The sequence below is a fragment of the Paenibacillus terreus genome (assembly GCF_042138595.1).
Taxonomy (GTDB): domain Bacteria; phylum Bacillota; class Bacilli; order Paenibacillales; family Paenibacillaceae; genus Paenibacillus; species Paenibacillus terreus.
The window spans coordinates 151,606-169,606 of sequence record NZ_JBHIRX010000012.1 but is presented as its reverse complement, the minus strand read 5'-3'; the positions used below and the strand labels follow the sequence as shown (position 1 = coordinate 169,606).

The 18,001-nt window shown below is 51.0% G+C and carries 17 protein-coding genes; 4 read left to right on the top strand and 13 right to left on the bottom strand.

Annotated elements, in window-relative coordinates; all coding sequences use genetic code 11:
• Positions 1-25 precede the first annotated feature (25 nt).
• From ACE5KN_RS20655 to ACE5KN_RS20645, 3 genes are all read right to left on the bottom strand, one after another.
• On the bottom strand, positions 26-415 hold the full coding sequence (locus ACE5KN_RS20655) for a DUF3397 domain-containing protein (RefSeq protein WP_375526890.1): 390 nt from the start codon (positions 413-415) through the stop codon (positions 26-28).
• A complete protein-coding gene (locus tag ACE5KN_RS20650) occupies positions 412-1,377 on the bottom strand; it encodes a ketopantoate reductase family protein (RefSeq protein ID WP_375526889.1) in 966 nt (321 codons plus the stop codon). The genes ACE5KN_RS20655 and ACE5KN_RS20650 overlap by 4 nt, the downstream gene beginning before the upstream one ends.
• Before the next feature lie 98 nt (positions 1,378-1,475).
• The gene (locus tag ACE5KN_RS20645; RefSeq protein ID WP_355322697.1) at positions 1,476-2,126 is read right to left on the bottom strand and encodes an RsfA family transcriptional regulator; all 651 of its coding nucleotides are present in this window, start codon (positions 2,124-2,126) and stop codon (positions 1,476-1,478) included.
• 319 nt (positions 2,127-2,445) lie between these two features.
• Between ACE5KN_RS20645 and ACE5KN_RS20640 the strand changes: the two genes are divergently transcribed.
• On the top strand, positions 2,446-3,528 hold the full coding sequence (locus ACE5KN_RS20640; protein ID WP_375526888.1) for a coiled-coil domain-containing protein: 1,083 nt from the start codon (positions 2,446-2,448) through the stop codon (positions 3,526-3,528).
• A gap of 215 nt (positions 3,529-3,743) precedes the next feature.
• On the opposite strand, the gene ACE5KN_RS20635 is transcribed toward ACE5KN_RS20640, so the two are convergent.
• Positions 3,744-5,075: a PhoH family protein gene (locus tag ACE5KN_RS20635; RefSeq protein WP_375526887.1), complete on the bottom strand. Its 1,332-nt coding sequence runs from the start codon at positions 5,073-5,075 to the stop codon at positions 3,744-3,746.
• Positions 5,076-5,225: 150 nt separating this feature from the next.
• Here ACE5KN_RS20635 and ACE5KN_RS20630 point away from each other — a divergent pair, with 150 nt between their 5' ends.
• Positions 5,226-5,813 carry a YhcN/YlaJ family sporulation lipoprotein gene (locus tag ACE5KN_RS20630; protein WP_375526886.1) on the top strand — a complete coding sequence of 196 codons (588 nt, stop codon included), beginning with the start codon at positions 5,226-5,228 and terminating at the stop codon, positions 5,811-5,813.
• A gap of 241 nt (positions 5,814-6,054) precedes the next feature.
• On the opposite strand, the gene ACE5KN_RS20625 is transcribed toward ACE5KN_RS20630, so the two are convergent.
• The 3 genes from ACE5KN_RS20625 to ACE5KN_RS20615 all read right to left on the bottom strand — a co-directional run bounded on the left by ACE5KN_RS20625 (position 6,055) and on the right by ACE5KN_RS20615 (position 10,002).
• Complete coding sequence (locus ACE5KN_RS20625; RefSeq protein ID WP_375526885.1) at positions 6,055-7,137, bottom strand: LCP family protein; 1,083 nt, start codon at positions 7,135-7,137, stop codon at positions 6,055-6,057.
• Between the two features lie 197 nt (positions 7,138-7,334).
• Entirely contained in the window at positions 7,335-9,176 is a 1,842-nt protein-coding gene (gene typA, locus ACE5KN_RS20620) for a translational GTPase TypA (protein WP_375526884.1), read from the bottom strand.
• A gap of 160 nt (positions 9,177-9,336) precedes the next feature.
• Positions 9,337-10,002, bottom strand: a complete 666-nt coding sequence (locus tag ACE5KN_RS20615) for a TerC family protein (RefSeq protein WP_375526883.1) — start codon at positions 10,000-10,002, stop codon at positions 9,337-9,339.
• Positions 10,003-10,172: 170 nt separating this feature from the next.
• On the opposite strand from ACE5KN_RS20615, the gene ACE5KN_RS20610 reads away from it, so the two are divergent.
• A complete protein-coding gene (locus tag ACE5KN_RS20610) occupies positions 10,173-10,874 on the top strand; it encodes a TerC family protein (protein ID WP_375526882.1) in 702 nt (233 codons plus the stop codon).
• Between the two features lie 272 nt (positions 10,875-11,146).
• On the opposite strand, the gene thiI is transcribed toward ACE5KN_RS20610, so the two are convergent.
• The 6 genes from thiI to ACE5KN_RS20580 form a co-directional block, all read right to left on the bottom strand.
• Positions 11,147-12,376, bottom strand: coding sequence for a tRNA uracil 4-sulfurtransferase ThiI (thiI, locus tag ACE5KN_RS20605; protein WP_375526881.1), 1,230 nt, complete (start codon positions 12,374-12,376; stop codon positions 11,147-11,149).
• Positions 12,377-13,525: a cysteine desulfurase family protein gene (locus ACE5KN_RS20600; RefSeq protein ID WP_375526880.1), complete on the bottom strand. Its 1,149-nt coding sequence runs from the start codon at positions 13,523-13,525 to the stop codon at positions 12,377-12,379.
• A gap of 125 nt (positions 13,526-13,650) precedes the next feature.
• The gene (locus ACE5KN_RS20595) at positions 13,651-14,331 is read right to left on the bottom strand and encodes a lytic transglycosylase domain-containing protein (protein ID WP_375526879.1); all 681 of its coding nucleotides are present in this window, start codon (positions 14,329-14,331) and stop codon (positions 13,651-13,653) included.
• Between the two features lie 179 nt (positions 14,332-14,510).
• Complete coding sequence (locus tag ACE5KN_RS20590) at positions 14,511-14,978, bottom strand: hypothetical protein (protein ID WP_375526878.1); 468 nt, start codon at positions 14,976-14,978, stop codon at positions 14,511-14,513.
• Between the two features lie 51 nt (positions 14,979-15,029).
• Positions 15,030-15,260 (bottom strand): DUF1540 domain-containing protein, encoded by a 231-nt coding sequence (locus tag ACE5KN_RS20585; RefSeq protein ID WP_375526900.1) that lies wholly within the window; start codon positions 15,258-15,260, stop codon positions 15,030-15,032.
• Positions 15,261-15,406: 146 nt separating this feature from the next.
• On the bottom strand, positions 15,407-15,913 hold the full coding sequence (locus ACE5KN_RS20580) for a YpuI family protein (RefSeq protein ID WP_375526877.1): 507 nt from the start codon (positions 15,911-15,913) through the stop codon (positions 15,407-15,409).
• Between the two features lie 182 nt (positions 15,914-16,095).
• Here ACE5KN_RS20580 and ACE5KN_RS20575 point away from each other — a divergent pair, with 182 nt between their 5' ends.
• A complete protein-coding gene (locus ACE5KN_RS20575; RefSeq protein ID WP_375526876.1) occupies positions 16,096-17,997 on the top strand; it encodes a S8 family peptidase in 1,902 nt (633 codons plus the stop codon).
• Positions 17,998-18,001 lie beyond the last annotated feature (4 nt).

The following is an 18,001-nucleotide window of genomic DNA, read 5'->3' as shown; positions in this document are numbered from 1 at the left end:
ATTTTCTGTAGGGTTGCGTGAGGTATTATGACATGTAGTTGAATATGTAGCTAAAAATACCGATAAAAGTAAATAACAAATATGCAATTGAGCTTCCAACAAATGTCATCCTCCATACGGCCCGGATCAATCTTCTCCAGTTGACTCCTCCTTTTAGCCTATTTTGGGCTCCGCCAATTAAACCCATGGTGATCAGAAGCAGCAGTATAATGAGATAAATCCCGAATTTCGTGCCAAAGACGATGTTGAAAAGCGCCGCTACAGAAAAAATAAGAAAAAGAGTCGTAACGTCAATTGCAGCTAACAGCGATCTTTTTTTGTCCTTCGTAATCCACAGCCCCACTCCATAGACAATCAGGAATGGGAAAATAGGCAGTAAGCTTAAAAAAACAAGAGTATTCTGAACCGCGCTCATCCGTTTCCCCCCTGTACAGATTGCATTCCGTTGATGATGTCCCTGACCGTCCTGTGAAGCGGCGAGTCCACACCCGACTCCTGAGCAAGCCTGATGAACTGGCCGTTTATTGCTTCGATCTCGGTCCGCCTGCCCGCAAGCACATCCGCAAGCATGGAAGAACGGTTGGGCGCCGTACTCCTGCAGATCTGCACCAGCTCTTCCCACCATTCCGCCTCCCAGCCTATACCGCAAGCCTCATAGATACGGATGCTTTCATCATACAGCTGTCTCAGCAGATCCATTCGTTCGGGAGAAGATAACAGCTCTCCGTTAGGCACCCTCCATATCGCTGTCAGGGGATTGATGACAGCATTGACCAGCAGCTTGCGGTAAATGCTCTTATCGATACTTTCAGAAAGACGTGTCTCAAGCCCGGCCTGCGTCAGCCTGTCCGCAAGCAGCTTCTCCCTGCCGTCCGAAGAGAACGGCTGAACCACACCGCCGCGAATCGCACTTCCAAGCTCAGTCTGGCCTTTTCCGGCATGAATCACGGCAGTCTCCCCGCTTCGTCTGGCCCCTTCGGTAGTGACAGCCCGATAGATGCTGGCATAGGGGAGATATTTCGTGAGAGTATCAGTATGCCCAATTCCATTTTGTATACTCATAATTTGCAAATGATGAGCCGACCCTTTTGCCAAGCATTCTGCCGCCTCACGAATCCCGTCCTGCTTCGTCATCAGGAACACCCAGTCGCCTGCCTCCGTGATCAGACGCCAGTTATCCATCAGATGAACTTCAAATTGAGAATATGTAATAAATATAGTCTCACCGCTTGGTTCTGCTATGGAAATCCCCTTCTGCCTAAGTATGTCCGCGCTTTCAGACCTCCGTACCCATAAGCGGATTTCCATACCCGCGGCGGCCAATTTGCCGGCATAGAGGAGTCCGAGCGCACCGGCCCCGATGATATCGATCCGCATGATTGTTCCCCCAATGTTTTTACTATTATTATATAACATAGTCAAAAGTCAAAAAGCCGTCAATCTGCAGCTGCAGTCTGACGGCTTTTGAACCCGTTTTATTCAATACGCTCAAGGTTTCCGTTGGCATCCATTTTAAATCTGGATTTCAGTTCCTCGTCCTCTTCATTCAGGAAAGCCAGCCGGCGGGCTCGATCCATGATCTGGATCAGCGCCTTATAATCATCGTTGACCACCCGGTAATCGGTCTGCACCTCGTTTACTTCCTTGGACAACCGTTCATTCTCGAGGCGAAGCTCATTCAGTTCTTCTTCCTTTTCCCGCAGCTCTTTTTCGAGCATTTTCATCTGGCGGCGGGTTTCCTGTATCGTACCCTTCCACTGGCGCAGAAAACGGATGACCGCATCGATGGACAAAGAATCCTCGCTTGCCGAATCTTCCTGGTACGCGCCTTCCTCTTGATCAAGTCCCGAAAATGCCGTAATCTGGGACATGCTTACAGGAGTTTGCTTGCGGATATAACTCCGCTTCTGCCGCTGGGCTTTTGCGATACTAATCGCTTCCTCATATCTTTTACGAACACAGCTGTTCCAGCGGAAGCCGCATGCCGCGGCGGTCCGGGAAATCTTTTGCCCTACTTCTTCAAAAGCTGCAAGCTGTGTCCCCCCTTCACGGATGTGGCGGAGCGTGACTTCCGCCAAGATGAGATCATCCTCCGCGCTCCATGCATCCTGTCTAACTGCTGTCATGCTAAAGCCCTCCTAACAACATCCTAAATTACCGTCTTCATGAACCGGAAAGCCGGTAGTGAATAAGGTATAAAAGCTGCTCATTTCAATCCTATGCCTCTCGTAGAGTTCATAGAATCTATTGATACTAAAATGTATTCCCTAAATTTCGGGGGCTCATACCTGATTTCCAGAGTTTTAAGTTTTAAGTCTCCGGCTTCTGTTTTACAATAGAGGAAGCCTAGAAACATAGACGGCAGCATATACATGAATAAATACTGCAACCCAAAATGAGGTTGGTTTTTTAGAAACAACGAAGATGTAAAAGGAGTTTTTCGTGTTGAGGAGAAAACAGCACATCACCATAAAACTGGCTGCGATCTTCCTGTGCCTGTCCTTATGGATAAGCCTTCCCGTGAAAGCGGCTGCTATTGATGAACAAACGAGAAAAATTTTGCAGGATAGCCTCTCCATCGTGGAAATTGATCAGGAAATCGAGCGGATCGGGCTGAAGCAGACAGAAACACAGCATAAACAGCAGGAACTGCAGACACAGCTCAGCATTCAGCGGGAGCAGATCCAATCGCATCAGGAGCGGGCAGGCGCTGTTTTGCGTTCATATTATATGGGGGATAGGGATCAGCTGCTCAGTATCCTGCTGGGCGCAAAAAATCTCGGACAAGCGTTGACGCTGATCGATTATTATCAGATCATTATTAGCCGCGACAAGGATATATTGACCGCTTACCAGCAAAGATACACCTCTATTACCGAGCTTGAGCGGCAGACGGCGATAGCAGCGGCGGAACTGCAGGATATGAAAAGCAAACTGATCACCCAGCGAACCCGCGTCGCGGCGCTGCAGGAACAGGTGGACCAGCAGGTTAACGGAAGCAGCGATTCCGAAACGCTCAAGCGGCTGATTGAAGAAATGACATCCTATTGGGAAAATATCGGATTGTACGAGGTCAGACGGCATTTTAAAGCGCTGGCTGCAGCGATGGAAGGATTGCCACAATTTATTCAGGGGCAGAAAGGCGCAATTGTCACTAACGGAAAGAAATACACCATTACGATTCAGCAAGATGAATTTAACCGCTTCCTGCAGTCGAGAGACGAGATGTTCAAGCAATTCGGCTTCACCTTTGAGCAGGACGGCATTACCGTGCAGGGGAAAAGCGGAACGATGGAGTTATTGATCAAGGGTCATTATACACTAGAGAATATTCCGAAAAATGCCATCGTCTTTCATGTGGACAGACTTGTATTCAACGGACTGGAGCTGCCTGATACGACCCGCAGCAATCTGGAGCAGCAGTTTGATCTCGGCTTTTATCCGCAAATGCTGCTGCCGTATGTCAAAGCGACTGGTGTCGAAACGCTCCCTCGGCAGCTTAAGGTTCAATTGGAGCTGAACCTGTAGATCCTTCGTCGGTAGTTTCACTTTTTGCTGTTCTAATACGCTCCAAAAACGAACCATTCCTACAATCGCTGTTGCCCCCGAATTCCAATTATTATTATAGCGGTAGAAATTCGGGTGCAAAGGCGGAAATGAAAAAGAGCGAGTACAGGTGGAAATTCGACCATCGGTACTCGCTCTTTTCCTTATCATTGCTTGGGAAATAATACATCCAGTAACTACAGCAAATCCGCCGCCAGCTGCGCCAGCATGGAACGCTCCCCTTTTTCAAGGGTAATGTGGCCGCTGATGTTTTCCTTCTTGAACTTCTCCACCACATAGCTTAATCCGTTGCTTGCGGCATCCAGATACGGGTGATCGATTTGCTCCGGATCCCCCAGCAATACAATCTTGCTGCCTTCCCCTACGCGGGAGACGATGGTTTTCACCTCGTGGCGCGACAGGTTTTGCGCCTCATCGATAATGATAAACTGGCCTGGGATGGATCTGCCGCGGATGTAGGTCAGTGCCTCCACTTGTATACTTCCAAGTCCCATTAAAATTTTATCAATGTCCCCGGATTTTTTTACATCAAATAAATATTCCAGGTTGTCATAGATGGGCTGCATCCATGGCCGCAGCTTTTCTTCTTTCTCGCCGGGAAGATAACCGATGTCCTTGCCCATAGGTACCACGGGTCTGGCAATCAGCAGTTTCTTGTACTTCCGTTCATCCTCGACCTTCATTAATCCTGCGGCGAGCGTCAGCAGAGTTTTACCCGTTCCGGCCTTGCCGGTAATCGTTACGAGCGGTATATCGTCATTCAGCAGCAGTTCAAGCGCCATTCTTTGCTGGGCATTGCGGGCGCTGATCCCCCACACGGCATCATTGCTCATGTAGAGTGGTTCCAGCCTGCTGCCTTCCTTATTTACTTTCAGTAGTGCTGATTTATTGGTCCCCATCTCATCTTTCAGAATGACAAATTCATTCGGATACAGCTCATAAGGCAGATGAAGGGGCTTCACAGCCAAATAGCGGAAGGAATAGAATTCATCGATCACGGATGGATGAACCTTTAGTGTGGAACAACCGTGATACAGCTCATCCGGCTCTGCAGTGCGGTCAGATAAAAAATCCTCCGTCATCAAGCCAAGCACATCCGCCTTGATCCGCACAAGCACATCCTTGCTGACCAAAACGACTGTGGCCGGCTCCTCCTTGTCCTGCTCCTCCAGATGATAATTCAATGCTACAGCAAGAATTCGGTTATCGTTCGTGATCTCCCCGAACATCTCCTGCAGCTTGAGAAAACTTCGATGGTTCAGCTCAACTGTAAGCCTCCCCCCTTGAGGAAGGGGAACACCGCTGTGCAAATGTCCGTGTTCGCGCAGACCGTCCAGCAAGCGCGACACATTGCGGGCATTGCGGCCGATCTCATCCGCATTTCTTTTTTTCGAATCGATTTCCTCCAAAACAACAGCCGGGATTACAACATCATGCTCCTGGAAGGCAAATATCGATCTCGGATCATGCAGCAGCACATTGGTATCCAGAACAAATATCTTCTTCATTCCAATCCCCTCCAAAACGGCATCATCGATGTGTGATCATTGGAATTCTTTGCAGCTCCACATAATACGAACCATGCAGGACACAATAAGTTTAAAGATGGTTTACTGCAGTTTTAAGCAAGCATATTCCTCCTGAAAGGATGATTTGAGATGAACAAATGGATTGCGGCATCAGCCATTTCCGTACTTCTGTTAAGCGGATGCGGTGTTTCCGGCGACCGAAGCGCAAGAACCGATACAACAGGCCAACCGACAACCCGGCAGGCCGCCAATCAAACTGCCCGCAACCTGAACGGTCAGCAGAATGCTGCAGTGCCGAAGACAAATGCAACGGTGCAAGCGGATCATCTCGCTGATTTGGCCCGCCGTGTGCAAGGCGTAAAGGATGCCAATTGCGTCGTGCTCGGAAAAACAGCCATTGTCGGCATTAACGTCGACGGCAAGATGGACCGCTCGCGGGTCGGCACCATTAAATATTCGGTAGCCGAAGCTTTGGACAAGGACCCGCACGGCCTGCGAACCCTCGTCACAGCCGACGCGGACATCAATAACCGGCTTGCCGAAATGGCTCACGATATCCGCGGCGGTTACCCCGTACAGGGATTCGGCAATGAATTGGCCGACATTATAGGCCGCATCATTCCGCAAATGTCAACAGGCAAAAAAGCTTCCCAGGCACCAGCCTCCTCCGGACACAATAGCAAGCAGAGCGTACAAACAAAACAAAAAGCCCAGTGATTATTCACTAGGCTTTTTTTATGGCAGCAAAAATTTGGCTGTCCAGTTTCGCTACAGCTCGCAGGCACGGAAGTCCGGCACATTGCGGAGGTGAAAGCTGCTCCATTCGAGAGAACTGATGAAACAGCGACCCGGTTACATGTCTTACGGATTCGGACATACATCTGCCTCCTTCAACACCCTAGAGTCTTGCTTGATGGCTCTACTGAATTATATCATATGCAGACAGCACCTACCAAGATTACGGATTTTCGGTTGATTCCGCAGATGCCGTGCCACTATCCGTAGAAGGCGCCGCGATACCGTCTTCTTCGTCCTTCAAAGCCTGTCTCGCCTCAGCCAGTTCTTCTTCATTAATATAGACATACGGGCTGCGCCAAGTTCCTCCTACAGGCCGATATTTCACATCATCCTTGGAAATATTCCAGTAGGTTGTCAGCAAGTTTTTCATCTGCTGGGATTCAATATCTGTCGTCAAATTGTTATCCACCGCTTTGATCACATTGCCAAGCTTCGCAATGCCGCCAAACGACTGCATTTGATCGATCAGAGCACGCAGCACCTGATTCTGTCTTTTGTTGCGGTCAAAATCATCGGAAGGTGCCGTTCTCGGGCTGCAGTTGGATTTGCGGTAGCGTACAAAATCCAGCGCCTCATCCCCGTTCAGATGCTTGTCCCCCGCCGTCAGGTTAATATTGGTGCCGTCCGCATTATCCCTGTAGCACATATTTTTGTCGACAGTAACGTTCACTCCACCCAGCTCGTCCACAATATCGCGGAATCCCTGGAAGTTAATTGCGGTCACATAATCGATATCGATGTTCATATATTTGCTGATCAGGGTTTTCATCTCATCCTCAGCCGACGCCCCGCTTTCTTTCTCTTTGGATTTGAAAATCGGATAATATTCGTTCAGCTTGCGGGAATGATAGCCGTCAAGCTCAATCTTCGTATCCCGGGGCAAAGAAACCAGCGTAGCCGATTTGGTGTTCGGGTTTAAGGTTGCGACCATAACCACGTCCGACAGATAAGTCTGGTGTTTGGGACGATAATCCGTTCCCAGCAGCAGCACGGTCAACGGTTTGGCCTCAGCCAGCTCCGTTTTCGGAACCTCCTTGTCGATCCCTGTATCGAGCACGGCTTCAACCTGTCTGCTGATGTAATAAGCGTAAACTCCTCCTGCAACCACACCGACAATCAGCAAAATCAGTACAAACAACATAAATGATTTCAGAAAGCTATTCTTCTTTTTCGCTTTTTGCTTTTTAACGGGCTTTTTCCCGGAGGATTTCCGCGGAGGCAGCCCGCTTTGGGGATTGCTCATGGTTCCACACCTTTTTCACATAAAATTTAGTAGACAGTCAGGTTGCCAGCAACAGGTCGGGTCAATAGGTCAGCATAATAATGTATTGTCTCTCACGAAAATGAGCAGGGCGGCGCAGCCCCCGGAAGGACCCGCCGCCCTTAACATCAAGCTGTGGAATCTGTCGCTCAACGCCAGGCATTCCGTTGTTTCGACGATTACGAATTAGCCTGAGCCATTTTGCGATGCTTCTCCGCACGTTCGCGTTCGCTCTTGTTCAAAATTTTCTTGCGCAGGCGAATCGATTTCGGCGTAATTTCACAGTATTCATCATCATTCAAATATTCCAGCGCCTGCTCCAGCGAGAAGATCACCGGTGTTTTCAGCTTAACCGTTTCATCCTTGGTAGCCGAACGGACGTTGGTCAGCTGCTTTTCTTTACAAATATTAACGACAATGTCGTTGTCGCGGGTATGCTCGCCTACGATCATGCCTTCATAGATTTCGGTTCCCGGCTCAACGAACAGTGTGCCGCGGTCTTCCACACCCAGCATTCCATAAAAGGTGGAGGTTCCCGTTTCCGTCGAAATAAGCACACCCTGGTGACGGCCGCCAACCTGCCCGCCAACTACAGGACCGTAGCTGTCAAACGCGTGGTTCATCACCCCGTAGCCGCGGGTCAGGGTCAGAAAGTGTGTGCTGTAGCCGATCAGCCCGCGGGCGGGAATCAGGAACTCCAGTCGGACCTGTCCTGTTCCGTTATTGATCATGTTGACCATTTCCGCTTTACGGCTGCCCAGACTTTCCATAACAGCGCCCATGCTCTCTTCAGGTACGTCGATCAGCAGGCGTTCAATCGGTTCCATGCGCTGGCCGTCGATTTCCTTCACGATAACTTCAGGCTTGGACACCTGCAGCTCGTATCCTTCGCGGCGCATGTTCTCAATCAGAATGCCGAGATGCAGCTCTCCGCGTCCCGAGACGATAAAGGCATCTGGGCTGTCTGTATCCTCCACCCGGAGGCTTACATCCGTTTCCAATTCCTTAAGCAGACGCTCACGCAGCTTACGGGAGGTGACCCACTTGCCTTCACGGCCCGCAAACGGGCTGTTGTTCACCAGGAACGTCATTTGCAGCGTAGGCTCGTCAATTTTTAGAACGGGCAGAGCTTCCGGCTTATTCGGATCGGCAATCGTTTCCCCGATATTGATATCCTTGATCCCGGCAATGGCAACAATATCGCCCGCGCCGGCCTCCTCCGTCTCAATCCGCTTGAGCCCCTGGAAGCCGAAAAGCTTCTCGATACGGGCCGTCTTGGAGGAACCGTCACGCATCATGACCACAACCGGCTGGCCCTGGCGGACAACTCCACGGTTCACGCGCCCAACTGCGATTCTGCCCAGATACTCGTTATAATCCATCAGAGTAACCAGGAACTGCAGCGGTTCGTTGACATTCTCGGTAGGCGCGGGAATGTGCTCCACAATCGTGTTGTACAATGCTTCCATGTTGCTGTCCTGCTTGTCGGGATCCATGCTGGATGTGCCGTTCAAAGCGGATGCATAGACAACCGGGAAATCAAGCTGGTCATCATTTGCGCCAAGCTCGATGAACAGATCCAGCACTTCATCGATAACCTCGGCCGGACGGGCCGCAGGGCGGTCAATTTTGTTGACCACGACGATCGGCGTAAGATTCTGCTCCAGCGCTTTGCGCAGCACGAATTTGGTCTGCGGCATACAGCCTTCATAGGCGTCAACGACGAGCAGCACCCCGTCAACCATTTTCATAATCCGTTCCACTTCACCGCCAAAGTCGGCGTGCCCCGGCGTATCCACGATATTAATCAAATAGTCCTTGTACGTAATAGCCGTATTTTTGGCCAAAATGGTAATTCCGCGTTCGCGCTCCAGATCGTTGGAATCCATTGCGCGTTCCTGAACCGCTTCATGCTCGCGGAATGTTCCGGATTGCTGAAGCAGTTTGTCAACCAGGGTCGTTTTGCCGTGGTCAACGTGGGCAATAATCGCAATATTGCGAATGTTCTCTCTTGCATGCATGGTTTGCTCTTATCCTTTCCGTATGTCAAATGGTGTTCTCTCTTTAATTGTAAAGCAGGCCTCACAAAATAAGCGCCGGGAAACACTCCGACGCTGTACCATATCCCTTATATTATAGTTTATATATCGTAGAAATCAAGAGTCTAGAGTGAAATGTACACTATTCCCTGCCTGAACGGAGGCGGCTCATATGCCATGTGCCTGCCGCGATTACTCCTCCGCACAGAATGGCAGGCAGCAGAGGATGCATTTTATAGGAAAAGCCATCCAGAATTCCGTGCAAGAACGGATCATTCATCATCATTTCACCAGCCGTAAAGGCCAGAATGGCGGAGCCTGCCAATACAAGAAAAGGGAAGCGCTGCAGCAGCGACGAGATTAATGTGCTTCCCCATACAACGATCGGGATGCTGAGCACGATACCGATCACGATGATGGCCAAATCTCCATCCGCCAGGGCAGCGATAGCCAGCACATTATCGAGGCTCATGACAAAATCGGCCGCAAGGATGATTTGCACCGCCTTGCCTACCGTGGTTGCCTCCTTGATCCCTTCTTCCCCTCCATTGTCAAAAAGGAGCTTAAAAGCAATCCACAGCAGCAGCAGTCCCCCCGCCCCTTGTATAAAAGGTATTCCCAGAAGCAGAACGGCGCCAAACGTTAACGCACAGCGCAGCAGAACGGCCCCCAATGATCCCCACCAAATGGCCTGGCGCCGCTGCTTTACAGGCAGATTTTTGCTGGCAAGGGCTATTACGACTGCATTATCACCGCTCAGGACAAGATTAACCATCAAAATCTGCATCAGCAGCCAAATATGCTCCATATGTACAAACACCTCCACCCTAGCTGTATGCTTGAACAAGCCGGGGTATGCTTGACTCTCCGAGTTTTGGGCACTATAATGAACTGATTTGTTACCGCTAAACGCAGTCCGGATTCCTTGAAGGACATTGATAGAGGATTTTTGTTTCAGTAAAAGGAGTGACAAACATCGTGGACTATTTTAGCCTTGAATTTTTTCTGCTGCTGGTAAACGTTGTATTTATTGACCTCATGCTGGCAGGAGATAACGCGATTGTCATCGGGCTGGCTGCACGAAGGCTGCCGCCGCAAACGCAAAAGAAAGCCATTCTGTATGGTACCGGCGGAGCTGTGCTGGTCCGGATTGCGGCGACCATTGTTGTGCTGTGGCTGCTTCAGATTCCGTGGCTGCTGCTGGCCGGGGGGCTGCTGCTGATCTGGATCGCCTATAAGCTGCTGGTGGATCAGGAGGATGAGCATACGGAAATTGCCGCAGGAGCCACGCTCGGACAGGCTGTGCGTACAATTGTCGTGGCCGACGCCGCCATGGGCCTGGATAATGTGATTGCCGTGGCAGGTGCCGCTCAGCAGCATCTCGTTCTCGTGGTCATCGGGCTGCTGATCAGCGTGCCGATCGTGGTATGGGGAAGCACCCTGTTTATCAGGCTGATCAACCGCTTCCCATGGATCATATACGTAGGGGCCGCCGTGCTTGGATATACCGCTTCCCATATGATTACGGAGGAAACGAGAATCAAGCCCTATTTTACAGAGCATCCCGCTCTGCGCATCCTGTTTATAGCAGCGGTCATCGTCGGGATTCTCCTCGCCGGATATCTGGCCAACCGCAGAGCCGCGCAAAAAAAAGGCAACGGGAAACGATCTTATTCTTAAGATGCCGTGCACGTACAGAGCAAAAAGAACAAAAAAAGCAAAAAAAGCTTTCGGCCATATACGAAAGCTTTTTTCAAACTCTAAACCCAGTCTTTCAATGACACGGGTTTCTTTTTTTTGCCTGATGGATGAGCACGAAGTAGCGGAGAGAACGAAGCAATCCCGGAAAAGCGGAGCGTCCGCCTTTGGCCCGAAGGGTCAACAGCGGTTGGAGGGATGCTTCGTTATCGGAGCGTCTTCCAGCAGCTTGCAAAAGGAGGAGTCCCGGGTCATTAAAACCATTCTTCACGTACAACCGTTTCCTCCTTGCGTCCCCACACCTTGCCGTTAGCCTCCAGGACGAGCGTTTCCGTTGCCTCAACCGCCTGATCAATCATGGCCGGAAGCTCCTGCAGGGATGCCTCCACCCTTTCCACAACTCCCAAATTCGGATTGGTTGTCGGTGACTTGGGCACGAACAGGGTACAACAGTCCTCATAAGGCAAAATGGACAGCTCATATGTCCCGATTTTTTGCGCGATATCAATAATTTCGTTCTTATCCATCATGACCAGCGGGCGCAGCAGCGGAAGGTCTGTAGCGCGTCCGATGACGTTCATGCTTGACAGGGTCTGGCTCGCCACCTGGCCAAGACTGTCACCGGTAACGATCGCAAGCGCGCCTGCGCGCTCTGCCAGCTTCGTCGCAATCCGCAGCATGGATCTGCGCATGAGCGTGATGATCATATTATCCTGACCCGTACGGGTAAAGGAGGTCTGAATCTCCGTAAAAGGCACCAGATGAAGCTTAATCCGACCCGAATACCCTGCCAGTACTTTAGCGAGATCGATGACCTTTTCCTTTGCCAGCTCGCTGGTGTAGGGATAGCTGTAAAAATGAACACATTCGACCTCCAGGCCTCTGCGCATGGATGACCACGCCGCAACCGGACTGTCGATGCCTCCTGACAGCAGCAGCATTGCCTTGCCATTCGTACCGTACGGAAATCCGCCTGCTGCCGGAATCACTTCACTGAATACATAGGCCCCCTTCTGTCTTACCTCCACCCGCAGCTCCAGCTCAGGGTTCCTGACATCAACCTTGAGTGCAGGAAAAACCTGCAGCACAGGCGAGCCAACCAGGTGATTCATTTCCTGCGAGGAATGGGGGAAATCCTTCCATACACGGCGCGCGTGCACTTTGAAGGTCGTCCCTTCAGCGGGTGCAAGCTCCTGAATAAGAGCGGTCGCTACGGAAGCAATCTCCTCGATATCCAGCGGCGCAACCTTAACGGGACTGATGGAAGTGATGCCAAACACCCTCTGCAGGGTGGCAATCATCTGCTCATACGGCTCCCCGTTTAATGTAACATATAATCGTCCGAACTCATGGCTCAGCTCTGCCTTGGGATAGCTCTGAAGCAGCGCCCTTACCTGGGACACCGCAGCTCTTTCAAACCGTCCGCGGTTCCTCCCCTTAAGGGTAAACTCTCCGAAGCGCAGCAGTAACATATCATAATTCAATTATCTTTCCCACCTTTCAACTGTTTTCAGCCGTGCCGTCATTTCCTGTATGGCCAGGGCAAGCTGCTGCACCTCTGCTGCCGTGTGGCTGTCTCCAAAGCTGATGCGGATGCCGCCCGAAGCGGCATTCCCGCTTCTGCCCATGGCAAGCAGCACCCGGCTTGGCTCAGCGAGACTGGAGGAGCAGGCCGATTTGGTCGATACGGCCGCGCCAAGCAGCTCCAGCGTATGCAGCATAACCTCCGCCTTCATCCCCGGATGGGAAAAGTTCACGATATGTGGAGCCTCAGCTCCGCTGTTCAGCACAAGCGCCGGATTTTGGCTCACGGCCTCCACAATGATGTCACGCCATCCGGATGCAGCTGCCGCAAACCGTTCACGTCCTTCCGCAGCCATCCGTACCGCCTTGGCCAAGCCTACAATCAGCGGGACGTTCTCCGTGCCTGCCCGCAGGTCAAATTCTTGTCCTCCCCCGGTCAACAGCGGGGACAGCTTTACCCCTTCCCTTACATAAAGCAGCCCCGTGCCCTTCGGTCCACGGATTTTATGGCCGGAGAGGCTGAACAGGTCAATGCCCCAATCCTTGAGCTGAACCGGCAGCTTGCCGAAGCTTTGTACCCCGTCTACATGAAAAAGAACCTTGGGGAACTCCGCCTTCAAACGCGGTCCGATGTCATGAATGGGCTGAATGCGCCCCGTTTCATTGTTGACATGCATGATGCTGACCAGCACCGTGTCTTTACGAATGGCGGCTGCAACCTGCTCGGCATTGACATGCCCTTCTTCATCCACTGGCAGCACGGTCAGTTCATACCCCATTTTCTCCAGCTGCCGGCAGCTCTCGAATACGGAGGGATGCTCAGTCGCCGCTGTAACAAGATGACGGCCTCGTGATGCGTATTGCACCGCTGCCCCCTTCACAGCCAGATTGTTGCTTTCAGTCGCCCCTGATGTAAAAATAATTTCCCCTGGCTTAACCTCCAGGGCGGCAGCACATACTTCACGGGCCCTCTTGAGCAATTGGCCCGCTTCCTCGCCATATTTATGCAGGGAAGACGGGTTCCCGTAATGTTTTCTCATCAGTTCGGCGACCGTTTCAACAACTTCCTCATATGGAGGGGTCGTTGCCGCGTGATCAAAGTATAACAACTTCATGCCTCCTTTTCTCTTGCCAAAACAAAAAGACCAATAGAGGAGCGCTCGTCCAAGCCGGCTTCCCCGTATTGATCCTTTGGCGGACCTCATCAGGTACAGAAATATTCGTTCATCACATTCTAGCCAGAAAATTTAGTACGGGCGTTTTGAATTTTAGCCACATAATTCTGTGTCTCAACCGGCAGCTGATCCAGCACGGACATCAGCTCCGCGTCACTGGATATTCCTAGGCGCTCTACCTTGGACGGACCTGCATTATAAGCTGCAAGCGCCATATTCTCCTGTCCGCCGAAGCGCTTCAGCTGATAGGACAAATAGCGGACACCTGCGTCGATATTCTCCGCGGGATCAAACGGATCGCTGACTCCAAGCCCCTGAGCCGTCGCATCCATGAGCTGCATCAGCCCTTTTGCCCCTGCCGAAGAGACGGCATTCGGGTTAAAAGAGGACTCGGTATCGATGACAGCCTTGATCAGGGATTCAGGCACTCCATATTTTGTGCTGGCCGCTGAAATCAGCGATTCGAATGCGGGAGGCAGGCTGAATGCTTCCCCTGAGGATACCGTGTTGTCCAGTGGAGCCGTGTAGGGAGATGATCCTGCGGCCGAGCCAAGCTGCAGCCACAGCAGACCGTTCTCTTTTGTCACTGCGCCTTGAGGTGCAGCCTCTTCCGGCTGCTGTTCAACCTGGGCGATCAAATTGGCAAAGTCGGAGCCGCTGTTCCGGGCTGTGCTCGAATTTGTGTTATTCGCCAACTGCATATCGACGGCTTGCTTCGACACGCTCGGATCGATTTGCATGTATAATTCCCAACTTTCTTTACAGATAGTATAAGCAATGGTAATAAACATATGTGAGCATACAGCATTAATGCTTATGATACAACTTTTTGTTAGTGTCTGCCAGAGGTTTTGTCGAAAAAAAGAGCCCCGTCCCTTTTGGGAGGAGCTGCTCCGTTCTGAATTTTCTGAACTGTAATCTATCGAACAAACGGAATAAATGCGAAATAACTGATCGTCGCCACCAGCCCAAGGCCGATCGCCCATCCGCCCAAGGTTCTCTTGCCATTAAAGAAGGAGTAGAAGCCAAGAATGGCTGCGATCGGGCCAAGCACAATGGACCACATGAACAACGCCAGAATCCCCAGCGCTATACCTGCATAGCCTACAGTGTTACCAATGGTACCTGTATTCTCTGCTTCCCTTCTGTCTTCAACCGGTCTGGCGGGAGCCACTTCAGCCGCATATTCCTCCCGATGATCTGCAGTACTGCCTTTTGTGCCGCTTACCTCTTGCCCTGTTTTGCCTTTAGCCAGTTTAGTGGGGGCCACATCAGTCGCATATTCCTCTTGGTGATCCATGCGCGGATAATCCACGCGGTCACGCACTACGAGAGCTCTGGACGAGCGCTTGTCCGAAATTTTACTCTTCCCTTTATTTTCCTCCATAAGTTTGCTGCACCTCCGCATTTTGTGTAAGGGGTAACAGAGCGGTCTGGACTACTTTGATTTTTTCGGTGTAAAGGTGTGACAGCAGGTGGCCGCGGAATTATCCGCGTACTCGCGTTCAGTGGTGCTAAACGTTTCCCCTGCGTATTCCTCTTGCAGCTTTCTGTCTGCATGGCGGTCAATGTCAATCATGATGACGTCTGCCTTGCAGATATTGTTCTGTCCCCAATAATGACAGTTTGTTACACTGCACCGGACAGCGGGATTGTCCTGTTGGCTCATATTCATCACCTCAAGGCTCATTATGTCCTCTCCAGCTTGCCTGTATGCCATATTCAGCATGGGAGTTGATAACAAACATGCACAAAAAAAGCCGCTGGCGGTATACCAGTTTACCTGGTCTAACCATCAGCGGCTTTACATTTTTATCAAGCGTGACTGCGACGGCTCTGCATCCGGCGTTGGGTCAGATAGTCGCTTTCATAATAGGTAAGATCGTCGCGAAGCTCTTCATAGGTTTTGGTGATGTCCATAATAACCGCCCGCACTTCAGGAAGAACGTTTTTGCGGAAGCGTATGGCGTCCTGTCCTGTATAAGCATAACGACCGTCTTCTACATAGGATTCGTTCTTGGGATAGAAGAAGCTGTTCACACAGTCATGGTACACATTATACAGAGCCTTTTCGGCGAAATCGACATCAAAATTGGCACGACGCAAAGCAATGCCCAGCTTTTCGTAAGAAACTTCGGAAAAAACAAGCAGGTGCCGGAGATCCGATAGAAATCCCTTGTAATACTGCACCGTCTCTTCGTCCTGTTCCGCGCTCAGCTGCGGCAAGGCATGCTCATTCAGAAACGATTCAATCCGCCCGATGGCAAATGTTAACTTCTCCCGTGTGGACTCACATAATTTTTGTACATTGACTGCTGACATAGATGCAGCTCTCCCCCTCTGATCAATTCCTTCAATATCGGTTTACCCGGTTTCATCCCGTTTAAACACCAACCCTTAATTTCAGTAATTATCCTACCATAAATGCCGGACAAACGGTATAAAAAACTGCGAAGCTTCCCACGCTAAGCGTACCCAAATTTCGATTTACAGGAGGACCTGACATGTCCCGTCATCGATGGATTAAAGCAACTTTAGGAATTGCCGCCTGTTTGCTGATTGTTGGTATACTCCTTCCCTGGAACGACAGCAGGCAGAAGCCGCAAGCCCCCCGATCTCTTTCCGTGCGTACACCGGACAGGCAGGGTACGGAAATGGGAATGAAAAAGATGCTTTTATCAGGCGATATCAACGCGACCAGAAAATTGCTCAGACATGATGCAAAAGGCCATCTTCATTCTATGCTTGCCGCACTCAACAGCAGCAGCGACGGCAGCATTTCCGCATACGGGGCTGACATGAAAAAAAGCCATCGTCAGCTGCACGCGCTCATTTGGGTGGACAGACACAACGGCCGTTCCCGCCAGATTGCCGGAATCAATCTCAACCGGGATACAGCCGGTCAGGCCAAGGCTGTCCGTTCGGGCATTCAAGCCGCCAAAGAAGCGGTGAAGCGCGGCAAATCGTATGAATCTCCATCGCTTTTGGCCGGAAAGGACCGTTACTTCATCCTTGCTGAGCCTTCAGCAGACGGCAAACATGCTGTGATCGGCCTGTTTAACGAACAGGTGCTTAACGCTGTCGAGGAGCATCAGCGGCGCAATCTGCGAATGATTCCCTATCCGCGCGAAGGGCGTTTCAAGGTTGAGTCCGTTTACCCAAACACACTGCGGGATATCACCGTCAAAACCGGCCATGACAATGAAAATGCCAGCCATTTTTACGAAAATGAAATCGTCGTCCGCTTCCGGAATCAGCCGGGAACGAAGCAGCTGGAACAAATCCGCCGTGACCTGCACTGCAAAGAGGAAGGACGAAAGCTCGGGGATACCTACATCTTTCGCTCCAACAGCATGAATTACCAGCAATTGAAGCAGTATTTCGATAAAAAATGGAATCCGCTCTACACGGAGCCTCATTACATGTATTTGACCAATGACGAAACGGCAAAGAATGCCAATGCTGTATCCATTCCCAATGACATCCTTTTCTTGCGGTACCAATGGAATTTGCCGGCCGTCGAAGCAAACCGAAGCTGGAATTTGTCCAGAGGCAGCAAGGACGTCAAGGTAGCTGTTGTGGATACTGGCGCGGATTTGGATCATCCGGATCTGAAGGGACAGTTCGTTCAAGGCTACAATATCATTGATCCCGCTAAAAAGCCCTATGATGATGTCGGTCACGGCACGCATGTGTCAGGCATTATTTCGGCGCTGGTCAACAACAATGAAGGCGTGGCAGGCATTACATGGTACAACAAAATAATGCCTGTGAAAGTTTTGGACAAATCCGGCTCAGGTACAACCTATTCCGTTGCGCAAGGCATCATATGGGCTGCGGATCACGGCGCCAAGGTCATTAATTTGAGCCTGGGCAACTACGCAGATTCGCAATTTCTGCATGATGCGATCAAATACGCTTATAACAAGGATGTCGTGCTTATTTCTGCAGCAGGCAATGATAATACGGAGCGGCCGGGCTATCCGGCGGCATATCCTGAAGTATTGGCCGTCGCCGCTACGGATTCATCCATGAAGCGGGCCTCCTATTCCAACTATGGGGATTATATCGACGTAGCCGCGCCCGGAACGAATATCGCCAGCACCTTTCCGGGCAGCCAATACGCCGCCCTGTCCGGAACTTCCATGGCCAGCCCTCACGTCGCCGCCGTGGCTGCCCTGATCCGCTCGCAGAATCCGGAGCTGCAGAATACCGAAGTGATGGATATTTTACGCAATAACGTGATTGATTTGGGCGCGGCGGGACATGACAAATATTTCGGATACGGATTAATCGACTCGTACAAGGCGCTCAGCGCAGCGCAAGGCGAAGGCGCTCCGCTTCAGCTGTGGCCGCAGCATCTGCGCAGCAAGCTGGAGTCCATTCTGCGCAGATTCGATGAGTAACCGC

Bases quoted from the DNA above. Each gene is read 5' to 3' on its own strand.
- ACE5KN_RS20655 (WP_375526890.1), bottom strand. From the start codon at position 415: ATGAGCGCGGTTCAGAATACTCTTGTTTTTTTAAGCTTACTGCCTATT.
- ACE5KN_RS20650 (WP_375526889.1), bottom strand. From the start codon at position 1,377: ATGCGGATCGATATCATCGGGGCCGGTGCGCTCGGACTCCTCTATGCC.
- ACE5KN_RS20645 (WP_355322697.1), bottom strand. From the start codon at position 2,126: ATGACAGCAGTTAGACAGGATGCATGGAGCGCGGAGGATGATCTCATC.
- ACE5KN_RS20635 (WP_375526887.1), bottom strand. From the start codon at position 5,075: ATGAAGAAGATATTTGTTCTGGATACCAATGTGCTGCTGCATGATCCG.
- ACE5KN_RS20630 (WP_375526886.1), top strand. From the start codon at position 5,226: ATGAACAAATGGATTGCGGCATCAGCCATTTCCGTACTTCTGTTAAGC.
- ACE5KN_RS20625 (WP_375526885.1), bottom strand. From the start codon at position 7,137: ATGAGCAATCCCCAAAGCGGGCTGCCTCCGCGGAAATCCTCCGGGAAA.
- typA (WP_375526884.1), bottom strand. From the start codon at position 9,176: ATGCATGCAAGAGAGAACATTCGCAATATTGCGATTATTGCCCACGTT.
- ACE5KN_RS20615 (WP_375526883.1), bottom strand. From the start codon at position 10,002: ATGGAGCATATTTGGCTGCTGATGCAGATTTTGATGGTTAATCTTGTC.
- ACE5KN_RS20595 (WP_375526879.1), bottom strand. From the start codon at position 14,331: ATGCAAATCGATCCGAGCGTGTCGAAGCAAGCCGTCGATATGCAGTTG.
- ACE5KN_RS20590 (WP_375526878.1), bottom strand. From the start codon at position 14,978: ATGGAGGAAAATAAAGGGAAGAGTAAAATTTCGGACAAGCGCTCGTCC.
- ACE5KN_RS20585 (WP_375526900.1), bottom strand. From the start codon at position 15,260: ATGAGCCAACAGGACAATCCCGCTGTCCGGTGCAGTGTAACAAACTGT.
- ACE5KN_RS20580 (WP_375526877.1), bottom strand. From the start codon at position 15,913: ATGTCAGCAGTCAATGTACAAAAATTATGTGAGTCCACACGGGAGAAG.
- ACE5KN_RS20575 (WP_375526876.1), top strand. From the start codon at position 16,096: ATGTCCCGTCATCGATGGATTAAAGCAACTTTAGGAATTGCCGCCTGT.